Source organism: Corallococcus llansteffanensis (genome assembly GCF_003612055.1).
Classification (GTDB): domain Bacteria; phylum Myxococcota; class Myxococcia; order Myxococcales; family Myxococcaceae; genus Corallococcus; species Corallococcus llansteffanensis.
Genome location: NZ_RAWB01000427.1, coordinates 1 through 8720, shown reverse-complemented (window position 1 = coordinate 8720; position 8720 = coordinate 1). Strand labels below are relative to the sequence as shown.

The window sequence follows — 8720 nt, the reverse complement described above, 5'->3', positions numbered from 1 at the left end:
GTCCCCTTCCAGCCGAAGGTGGACGACCCGATGCTGACCCCCGTTCCGCCCGCGCAGGAGCAGGTGAAGACGTGGGACGAAGCGCTCACGCTGGTGCGCCAGCGCTCCGCGGACCTGCGCATCGCCGAAGCGGGCGTGACGCGGGCGCAGGGCCGCTGGCGCCAGTCGCTGTCGGCGCTCCTGCCCAACGCGCGGGCCTCCGCGGGGCTGGGCGTGGACGTGCTGCACCCGGACACCCCTTCCGCCGCGGGCGGGGGCGTGGTGGCCGGCGGCGCGACGATCCCCGGGGCCAAGGTCCCCAGCGCGCCCCTGGGCACGCTGTCCGCGACCCTCACCCAGTCGCTCGTGGACGTGAGCGCGTGGCGGGGCCTGTCGTCGGCGAAGGCGTCGGAGAACGCGTCCGTCGCCAACCTCCAGGACACGCAGCGCCGCCTCACCCAGGGGCTGGCCGACGTGCTGGTGGCCACCGTGGCCGCCGAACGCGCCGCGGAGATCAACCGCGTGGGCCTGCGCCAGGCGCTGGAGCGCGCCGCCCTCACCCAGCGCTCGTTCGAGCTGGGCGCCGGCACGCAGCTGGACGTGGTGCGGGTGGGCCAGGACGTGGCGCTGGCCCGGCAGTCCCTGGTGGCCGGGGACGAACAGCTGCGCCGGACGCGCGAGTCGCTGGGCCTGTCGCTGGGCACCGACCACGGCGTGGGCGTCACCCCGGACTTCAACCTCACGGGGCTGGTGGAGCAGACGCGCCGGGACTGCGCCCCCGTGCAGGAGCTGGGTGAGCGCGCGGACCTCGTCGCCGCCCGGGCCAACGTGGAGGCGGCCCGGGAGAGCCGGCGCCAGGCGTCCGCGGGCTACCTGCCCACGCTGGGCCTGAGCAGCACCCTCTTCGGCTTCACCACCGACCCCGGCTTCGGCCGCTTCGCCACCTGGAACGTGTCCGCCGTGCTGTCCGTTCCCCTGTGGGAGGGCGGCGGACGCTCCGGGCTGGTGCGCGAGCGCGCGGGCATCGAGGAGCAGAACGCCCAGGTCCTGGAGGCCACCCGCCGCGGCGTCGGCGTGGAGGTTTCTCGCGCCCGGCGTGGAGTGGAAGTCGCCGAGGCCCTGTTGAAGACCGCGGCGGAGTCCCTCGAGCTCGCGGACAAGACCGACCGGCTCACCCGGCGGGCCTTCGAGGTAGGACGAGGTGGGAGTCTGGAGCTGGTGCAGAGCGGAGCGGCCCTCCGCCAGGCGCAGCTCGCGGTGGTTTTGAGGGAATTCGAGCTCGTCCAGGCCCGCCTGGACGCGTTCCTGACGGAGGCCCGGTGCGACTGGTGACGAGGGTACGCCCCCTGAAGGCGCTGCTGACGAAGACGTTGTTGGGCGCGGCCCTGGTGGCCGGCGCGGCCGGTTGTTCGGGCAAGGTGGAGGCGAAGTCCGCGCCCCCGCCGCGCGAGGTGCAGGTCGTGGCGCTGGCGCCGCACGAGGTGCGGGACACCGGGGAGTACCTGGGGTCGCTGCTGTCGCGGCAGAGCGTCACGGTGGTGCCGCAGGTGGCCGGCTACGTGCGCAAGATTCTCGTGAAGCCCGGCCAGAAGGTGGAGGCGGGCACGCCGCTGGTGGAGGTGGACGCGCGCGAGGAGACCGCGGCGCTGGACAGCGCCCAGGCCCAGCAGAGCTCCTCCACGGTGAACCTGGAGCTGGCGCGCCGCACCCTGGCGCGCACGGAGTCCCTCAATAAAGAAGGGCTCGCGAGCGTGCAGGAGCTGGAGCGCGCCCAGGCGGACGTGAAGGCCGCGGAGGCCGCCACGCGCGCTGCCGGCGCGACGGTGGTCCAGCGCCAGGTGCAGTTGCAGTTCAACCTGGTGCGCGCGCCCTTCGCGGGCACCATGGGCGACGTGCTGGTGCGCGTGGGTGACTTCGTGGGCGCGACCACGACGCTCACCACCGTGGCCCAGGCGGACGCGCTGGAGGTCAGCGTGTCGGTGCCGGCCTTCCGCGCCCGTTCACTCAAGCCGGACACCGCGCTGGAGCTGTTGGATCAGCAGGGCAAGCTCATCCTCTCCAGCACCGTCTTCTACGTGGCGCCGCAGACGGATCCGCGCACGCAGCTGGTGGAGGTGAAGGCCGCCTTCCGCAACACGGTGGGCCTGCGCCCCAGTGAGCTGCTGCGGGCGCGGCTGGTGTACTCCACGCGGGACGCGCTCCAGATTCCGGCGCTCGCGGTGGTGCGCCAGAGCGGGCAGCCCTTCGCGATGGTGGTGGAGAAGAAGGACGGCAAGAGCGTGGTGGAGCGCCGCCCGGTGACGCTGGGCACGCTGGGCGACATGGCCTACGTGGTGGAGGGCGGCCTGAAGCAGGGCGACCTCGTCGCGGTGTCCTCGCTGCACATGCTGAAGGACGGCATGGCCGTGATTCCGAAGCAGGTGTTCCTGAACAACGAGCCCGCGCGGACGCCGGGCTCGGCACGCGCGGACGAGGTCCCCACCCGCGCCATGGCGCCCCGGACCGCGGTGGGCGGCACCACCGGCGGCAGCCGCTAGGCGATTCGAGAGAGGGCGTCACCCCGTGTTCGTCGACTTCTTCATCCGCAGGCCCGTCTTCGCCATCGTCTGCTCCATCATCCTGACGCTGGTGGGGCTCATCGCCATCCCCACGCTTCCCATCGCGCAGTACCCGGACCTCGCGCCGCCCCAGGTGACCGTCACCAGCACCTACGTCGGCGCGAGCGCCGAGGTGGTGGAGGCCGCCGTCACCATCCCGTTGGAGCAGGAGCTCAACGGCGTGGAGGACATGCGCTACATCACCTCCACCAGCAGCAACGACGGCACCAGCGTCATCACCGTCACGTTCGCGCCCACGCGCAACATCGAGGTCGCGGCCGTGGACGTGCAGAACCGCGTCAGCCGCGCCGCCGCGCGCCTGCCCGCGCAGGTGAACCAGACGGGCATCGTCGTCAACAAGGCCTCCAGCCAGATGCTGCTGACGGTGGGCCTGTCCAGCCCGGACAACCGCTACGACGCGAAGTTCCTCTCCAACTACGCGGACGTGAACCTCAAGGACGCCATCAAGCGCGTGAAGGGCGTGGGCGAGGTGCGCATCTTCGGCGAGCGCAAGTTCTCCATGCGCCTGTGGTTGGACCCGTCGGAGCTGGCGCGCCGCCAGCTCACGCCGCAGGACGTGGTGCGCGCGCTCCAGGAGCAGAACCTCCAGGTGGCCGCGGGCCAGGTGGGCCAGCCGCCCTCCAGCGACGAGCAGCCGTACCAGATCGCCGTGCGCGCCCGGGGCCGCCTGATTGAACCGGAGGAGTTCGGCGACATCGTCCTCATGCGCAACACGGACGGCCGCGCCGTCACCGTGAAGGACGTGGGCCGCGTGGAGCTGGGCGCGGAGAACTACGCCACCCTCCTGCGCTTCAACGGCCGCACCGGCGTGGGCCTGGCCATCTTCCAGCTGCCCACCGCCAACGCGCTGGACGTGCGCGACGGCGTCGTCAAGGAGCTGGACCGGCTGGCGCAGGCGTTCCCGCCGGGCCTGGAGTACCGCACCGGCACGGACACCACGCTCGCGGTGCGCGCCTCCGTCAACGAGGTGGTGCACACGCTGATTGAAGCCATCGCGCTCGTCATCCTCGTCATCTTCCTGTTCCTGCACGGGTGGCGAAGCGTGCTGATCACGGCGCTCACGCTGCCGGTGTCGCTCGTGGGCACGTTCGCGTTCGTGTACCTGATGGGCTTCTCCATCAACACGCTGACCCTGTTCGGCCTCACCTTGGCCACGGGCCTCGTCGTGGACGACGCCATCGTCGTCATCGAGAACATCGAGCGCCTGATGGCGGAGCGGGGGTTGAAGCCGCTCCAGGCGGCGCGCGAGGGCATGAAGGAGGTCGCCGGCGCCGTCGTCGCCATCTCCGTGGTGCTGGTGGCGGTGTTCGTCCCGGTGGCGCTCTTCCCGGGCACCACGGGCTCCATCTACCGCCAGTTCGCGCTCACCATCGCCGCGTCGGTGGCCCTGTCCACCTTCTGCGCGCTGACGCTGACGCCCGCGCTGTCCGCGCGGCTGCTCAAGCACCACCACGGCCCCAAGTGGATCTTCTTCCGCAAGGTGGACCAGGTGCTGGACTGGACGCGCGACACCTACGGCCGGGGCCTGCGCAAGCTCTTGCGCCACCCCCTGCTGGTGCTGGTGGCGTTCCTCGCCTGCATCGGCGCCACGGTGATGCTCTTCCGCGCGGCGCCCACGGGCTTCATCCCGGACGAGGACCAGGGCTACGTCATCATCTCCGTGCAGGGTCCGGAGGGCATGTCGCTCGCCCAGACGGAGAAGGTGCTCCAGGAGGTGGAGGCCGTGCTCAAGGCCCAGCCGGAGGTGGCGGTGATGTTCGCCATCGGCGGGTTCTCCCCCAGCGGCAACGGATCCAACTACGCCACGGTGTTCACGGCGCTGAAGCCGTGGGAGCAGCGCACGGGCAAGACCCAGTCGGTGGCCGCGCTGGTGGAGCGGCTGCGCGGCCCGCTGGGCAAGATTGGCAGCGCGCGCGTCATCCCCTTCCAGCCTCCGGCCATCCGCGGCGTGGGCAGCGTCGGCGGCTTCCAGTTCATCGTGGAGGACGTCGCCGGCAGCCACTCGCTGGAGGAGCTGGCGAACGCCACCCAGGAGATGGTGAGCAAGGGCAACGAGGAGGGCCGCCTGAGAGGCGTCTTCACCCCGTTCAACGCCAACACCCCCATCCTCGACGTGGAGGTGGACCGCCAGAAGGCCAAGGCGCTGGGCGTGCCCATTGAGCAGATCTTCGGCGTGATGCAGCTCTACATGGGCAGCCAGTACGTCAACGACTTCAACTACGCCAGCCGCACCTACCGCGTCTATGTCCAGGCCGAGCAGCAGTTCCGCGACAGCCCCCAGGACATCGGCTCGTTCTACGCGCGCACCGACACCGGGGACATGATTCCGCTGGAGTCGCTGGTGAAGGTGACGCCCATCGTCTCCGCGCAGGTCATCAAGCACTACAACCTGTTCCGCTCCGTGGAGATCAACGGCCAGGGCGCCCCCGGCGTGTCGTCCGGCCAGGCGCTGGAGGCGATGGAGGGCGTGGCCAACCAGGTGCTGCCGCAGGGCATGGCCTCCGAGTGGACGGGCATCAGCCTGGAGCAGAAGGAGTCCGGCGGGCAGACGATGATCATCTTCGGCCTGGGCATCCTCTTCGTGTTCCTGGTGCTGGCGGCGCAATACGAGAGCTTCAGCCTCCCGTTCGTCATCATCCTGTCGGTGCCCCTGGCCATCATGGGCGCCCTCGGGTTGCAGGTGGCGCGCGGTTTCGCCAACGACGTGTTCTGTCAGGTGGGGCTGGTGATGCTGGTGGGCCTGTCCTCCAAGAACGCCATCCTCATCGTGGAGTTCGCGGAGCAATTGCGCGAGCAGGGCAAGAGCTCGCTGGAGGCCGTGGTGACGGCGGCGGAGGTGCGGCTGAGGCCCATCCTGATGACGTCCATCGCGTTCCTCCTGGGCGTCGTGCCGCTGATGACGGCGTCGGGCGCGGGCGCGGCGGCGCGCAACTCGCTGGGCACCGCGGTGTTCGGCGGCATGCTGGTGTCCACCATCGTCAACCTCATCTTCATCCCCGGCCTCTACGTGCTGATGCAGAAGCTGCGCGGAGAGGCGAAGCGCTCCAGCGACAGCGACACGGAAGCCCCGGGCGAGGCCGTCGTCCCCGCCCACTCCCCGTGAGCTGACTCAAAGGGCAGCACCGCACCGCTGAAAGACAAGCCGCCCTCCCCTTCCGGACGCGAAGAGGAGGGCGGTGGTGTTTCCAGGCTCGGAGTTCCTGAGCTCGGAGTCGCGCGTCAGATCTCGTGGGCGGTCTGCTCGTACACGATGACGTGGAAGGAGCGCGGGAAGAAGATGACGTTGAGCGTGCGCCAGTTGTCGCCATTGGGGCCCGTCTGGAAGAAGCGGTAGTAGCTCTTCACCTGCACGGGCTCGCCACTGTCGGCGTAGGTCGCGAGGAGGGCCGGGTGCAGCGGCTGGAACTGCCAATACATGCGCGCCTGAAGGTTCGCGTACGCGAAGGTCTGCGGGGCGGAGTCCGTGCGGTAGCCGGCGTACTCGTTGCGCGCCAGCACCGCGGCGGCGGCCGCGTCCACCGTGGAGGGCGTGCTGTACGGCCACGCGAAGTCGAACTTGCGCAGGTAGGAGAACATGTCCTCGCGGTAGGTGTTCGCGTTGGCGAGCGTGGCCTGCAGGCCCGCGTCCACCGGGGCCTCGACCAGCGTCAGGCCCTGGCTTGCGGACGCCGGCTGCGGGTTGGGCACGCACGCGCCGCCCACGCACGACGCCTGCAGGCGGTACTGCTTGCCCGCCGCGTTGTTCCAGCCCACCACCACCAGGTACTCGCCGGCCTTGTCCAGCGTGGCCAGGGACACCTTGCTCAGCTCGCCGTAGCCGGAGTCGTCATCCTGGAACAGCACCTGGTTGCCGTAGCTGCCGCTCGCGTCCTTGGGGCCGTACACGAACAGGCCGGTGTCCAGGTACATGGAGCTGCCCAGGTGCGTCACCTCCAGCTGCACCTGGGTGTGCGCCGCGACGGTGAGCTTGAAGCCCTCGTAGCCCGGCGTCAGGCCCGTCGAGGACTGCACCGCGCCGCCCACCGCGAGCGGGCTCGCGTAGGTGGTGAAGGAGCCCAGCGGCGTAGGGGGCGCCGCGATGAGGCCCTGGGCCTCCGTCGTGAGCACGTCCTCGCCCTGCTGCTCCGTCACGCCGCCACACGCGCCCAGCAATCCCACCGCCGACAGCCACAGCACGGCACTCCGCACAGTCGTCCGACGCATCGTCTCTTCCGCCTTGTTTCAGGAGGACGGCGGCCGACGGCACCCCGTGGTGTCCGGCCACCGCCCAGGGGGTGTGGCCGCACGCTGTGCCAGCTTGAGGGTGGGAACTCAAGCAACAGCTGAAACACAAGCAGGGACAGACGCCCCGGATTTGTCATCCAGCCGGGGCGCCTGTCGCATCGTCTCAGAAGCTGGCGGTGGTGGTGATGCTGCCGCCGGCCGCGGGCGTGGTGACGACATTGTTGCCGCCGCCCTGCCAGACGACGTTGCCGGAGCCGTCACGCTTCACGCACTTCCACTCGATGGTGGTGCTGGCGGGCAGGGCGTAGGTGCCGCGCCAGGTGGGGTACGCGGTGGGGCTGAGGATCTTGTTCGTCGCCGTGCCGCTCCAGGTGGACAGCTCCGCGATGCTGCCCGTCACGTAGACGTTCTGGCCCATCACCGTCGTGCCGTTGTTGCACACGAACTCCACGTTGGCGGTGGTCGGCTGGGTGCCGCCGGAGGTCCACACGGTGTAGTCGGTGCCGGAGGCGGCCTGCGTCCAGCCCGTGCCGGGGCTCCAGGCCGTGGCGCCAATCTTCACCGCCACCTTGCCGCCGATGATGGCGGCGTACAGGCCCGCTTCCGCGCGCTGGATGCTGACGGTGGAGTCGGAGGTGAGGCCCGCGCTCTTGCGCACGGCCATCAGCGCCTGGATGGAGGAGCCCAGGCCCCAGTTGAAGTAGTGCGGCCAGTAGACGGTGGGGATGCCCGGGTGGGTCAGGATGTAGGCGTAGCCCTGCATCACCTTGGTGCACGGCACCGGCCAGTGGTTCTGCCCGTTGCCGCACGACTCGCTGGGGCCGGTGTCGTGGTTGTCCACGAACGTCACCGAGCGGCTGGGCCACGCGCCGATGGTGCCCGCGGGCTTGCCGTCCGCCGCCTTGAGGCGCGCGTAGTTGTTGTTGGTGAGCGCGTCGTTGAGCAGGCCCTTCGTCGCGAAGTCGAAGCCAGCGCAGGTGCCCGTGGTGCGGTCCACCCAGTTGATGATCTGCTGGCGCCAGTTGCCGGGGTTGTTCGCGTCGAAGTAGTTGGTGGGCCAGAACTCGCCCACGCAGAACCAGGGCGCGGTGTCCGTGACGTACTCCTTCACGTACGCGCCGTCGAAGCCCTTCACGAAGTCGAAGCGCCAGCCGGCGAAGCCCACGCCCTTCAGGCGGCTGTTCATCCACGTCTTCAGGTCCGCGCGCACGAACGCCTGCGAGTGGTCCAGGTCGCGGGCGGCCGCGTAGCTCTCACCGCTGTCGGCGTTGCCGCAGGCCGTGGGCCACTCGTCGCCCGTCGCCACCGCGTTGCAGCCGCCCCAGGTGGGGTTGGTGAAGTCCGCCCAGTTGGCGGTGCCCACGCGGTGGTTCACCACGATGTCCGCGATGGGCTTGAGGCCCTGCGCGTTGAGGGCGGCCAGCGCGGCGACGAGCTCTGCCTCCGTGCCGTAGCTGGAGTTGAGCACGTTGAGCTGCCGGGGCAGGTAGCCCTGGGTGGAGGCCGCATCCGACGGCGGCGGCAGCCACACCATGGTGAAGCCCGCGGACTTCAGCGTGGCCGCGTTGTTCTTCACCGTGTTCCACCACCCGCCCGCGCTGGCGGAGTTCCAGTGGAAGCCCTGGATCATCACGTCGGTGCTGGCGCCATCCAGCGGCTTGGCCGCGGCGGGGGCGGCGGCGAAGAGGCTGGCCATGGACGCGGCCAGCAGGCGGGTCTTCATCGTCATCGGGACCTCGAGTTGGGGGAGGAAGCGGCGGCAAGCTAATCCCCCCCTCTCCGGTGAACCAGGACTGCCCGTGTTTGCCGGACCTCCCACCGGGTGCGCCCAGGACATGACGCAGGGCGTCGCGCTTTGCTGAACGGGGGACGTGTCTACAATCCCACCCTCCGTCGTTC

The 8720-nt window shown here is 70.2% G+C and carries 5 protein-coding genes; 3 read left to right on the top strand and 2 right to left on the bottom strand.

Annotation, left to right across the window (positions count from 1 at the left end; translation table 11 throughout):
• From D7V93_RS30695 to D7V93_RS30685, 3 genes are all read left to right on the top strand, one after another.
• On the top strand, window positions 1-1311 hold a 1311-nt coding region (locus D7V93_RS30695; RefSeq protein ID WP_244237612.1), incomplete at its 5' end, for a TolC family protein.
• A complete protein-coding gene (locus D7V93_RS30690; RefSeq protein ID WP_120646767.1) occupies window positions 1299-2516 on the top strand; it encodes an efflux RND transporter periplasmic adaptor subunit in 1218 nt (405 codons plus the stop codon). The genes D7V93_RS30695 and D7V93_RS30690, both read left to right, overlap by 13 nt.
• Window positions 2517-2541: 25 nt before the next feature.
• Window positions 2542-5700, top strand: a complete 3159-nt coding sequence (locus tag D7V93_RS30685) for an efflux RND transporter permease subunit (protein ID WP_120646766.1) — start codon at window positions 2542-2544, stop codon at window positions 5698-5700.
• 116 nt (window positions 5701-5816) lie between these two features.
• Here the strand turns inward: D7V93_RS30685 and D7V93_RS30680 are convergent, their stop codons facing one another.
• Entirely contained in the window at window positions 5817-6800 is a 984-nt protein-coding gene (locus tag D7V93_RS30680) for a hypothetical protein (protein WP_147451419.1), read from the bottom strand.
• Window positions 6801-6984: 184 nt separating this feature from the next.
• Window positions 6985-8550: a glucan 1,4-alpha-maltotetraohydrolase domain-containing protein gene (locus tag D7V93_RS30675; protein WP_120646764.1), complete on the bottom strand. Its 1566-nt coding sequence runs from the start codon at window positions 8548-8550 to the stop codon at window positions 6985-6987.
• Window positions 8551-8720 lie beyond the last annotated feature (170 nt).